Annotated in this window: 2 protein-coding genes; both read left to right on the top strand. The window is 48.9% G+C overall.

Annotated elements, in window-relative coordinates; genetic code table 11:
- Positions 1 to 551 (top strand): tyrosine-type recombinase/integrase (locus tag GTGU_RS23135; protein WP_038163364.1); only part of this gene is annotated, 551 nt, incomplete at its 5' end.
- 585 nt (positions 552 to 1136) lie between these two features.
- On the top strand, positions 1137 to 1625 hold a 489-nt coding region (locus tag GTGU_RS25195), incomplete at its 3' end, for a POTRA domain-containing protein (RefSeq protein ID WP_169741201.1).

Here is a 1625-nt window from a genome sequence, read left to right as displayed (position 1 = left end):
TCCGCTCCAGTGAGTTACGTCTTGCCCGCTGGGATGAATTTAATCTCAGGGCCCGTATCTGGACGCTCCCTGCACAACGTAAATTCGTCAAAGGTGTTCGCTTCTCTGAACGCGGTGCAAAAATGAAAGATGAACATCTGGTGCCACTGTCGGTACAAGCCGTGGCACTGTTAAAAGAAATCCAGTCGTTAACCGGAGATTCACAATTTGTCTTTCCCGGCGCTCACTCACTGGATAAGCCAATGAGTGAAAACACGATCAACAAGGCGCTGCGCGTCATAGGCTATGACACTAAAACCGAGATCTGCGGACATGGATTCAGAACAATGGCCTGTAGTGCCCTGAACGAATCGGGACTCTGGTCAAAAGATTGCATCGAACGGCAGATGAGCCACCGCGAACGCAATAATGTCCGCGCAGCTTATATCCATAAAGCAGAACACCTTGATGAACGCATGGAAATGATGCAGTGGTGGTCTGATTACCTTGACATAAACCGTGAAGGATTCATTGCGCCTTACATTTATGTTCATCAGCAAACCAGGGCGTAAAGTCCCCGCCAGCAAAGTTCCCGGCAGGGGCAAACCTGCCGGGATTCTGTTTCACCCGAAAACACCAGTCCTTACAAAACCTCTGGCACCTTAACCTGAAATCTGTGTTGAATAAATCCTGAATGGCTGAAACTGTTACCAACCCTCCAACCGTATACACATCTGACACGGCACAAAATCAGTTATGAGGTTCTGGTTGGGGAAGAGCCCGACAGTTGTGGCACACCACCACGATGTAACAATACAGTTTGTCAGCCAGAACAAAAAAATTCATATGTGTAGTACCGAACCATTTTGTTTTGTCAGTAGATGGCCGTCTGAAAGTGCATCACTGGAATTTTTCAGGGAAATCCGTAAGCATAAAATGCTCCGGAATAAATCTGACTGACAATGGTTATCGATACCACATTTTCATCACGTAATTCTACGCACAACTAAGAATAGTCAACACAATTAAGAATATATCTCATTTTTCAGAGTGACATGGGTAATATCTGATAGAAATCATACAGCCTAATCCATTACATTAGTCCGGTTATTCCACTTTGAAACAAACAATGTCCTTATGTAAGGAGTTATGCCGAAATGGATTTTCGCCGCCGGTCACGGGGACATCAGTATCTTTTACCCGCACTCTGTGTTTCAGCGGTATTTTCCGGCATTTCGTTCACTTCAGTCGCAGCACCCGGTGACGAACAGTTTATTCTGCAACAGCAGCGTCAGCAGGCACTGGAGCAACAACTGACGCCACCGGTTCCTGATATTCGTTTATCCCCTTCGGAGCATTCCGCCGGGCGGCTCGTCTTTCCGGCTGAAACCCCGTGCTTTCCCCTCCACTCGGTCACCCTGACGGGGCACAATGACCTTCCCCGCTGGTTACCCCTGCAACGCCTGGCAAATCAGGCAGTGGGACACTGTCTCGGGACTCAGGGCATCAATATGCTGATGAGCACGCTTCAGAACCGGATGATTTCACACGGCTGGACCACGTCCCGCGTGCTGGCCCCCGCGCAGGATTTAAAAAGCGGGCACCTGCAACTGGCCGTGGTGCCGGGCAAAATTCGCCATGTTGAA

Origin of the sequence: Trabulsiella guamensis ATCC 49490 (genome assembly GCF_000734965.1) — a bacterium.
Taxonomy (GTDB): Bacteria; Pseudomonadota; Gammaproteobacteria; order Enterobacterales; family Enterobacteriaceae; genus Trabulsiella; species Trabulsiella guamensis.
Note: the sequence above shows the minus strand (reverse complement) of the source record. Positions and strands in the feature narration are given on the sequence as shown.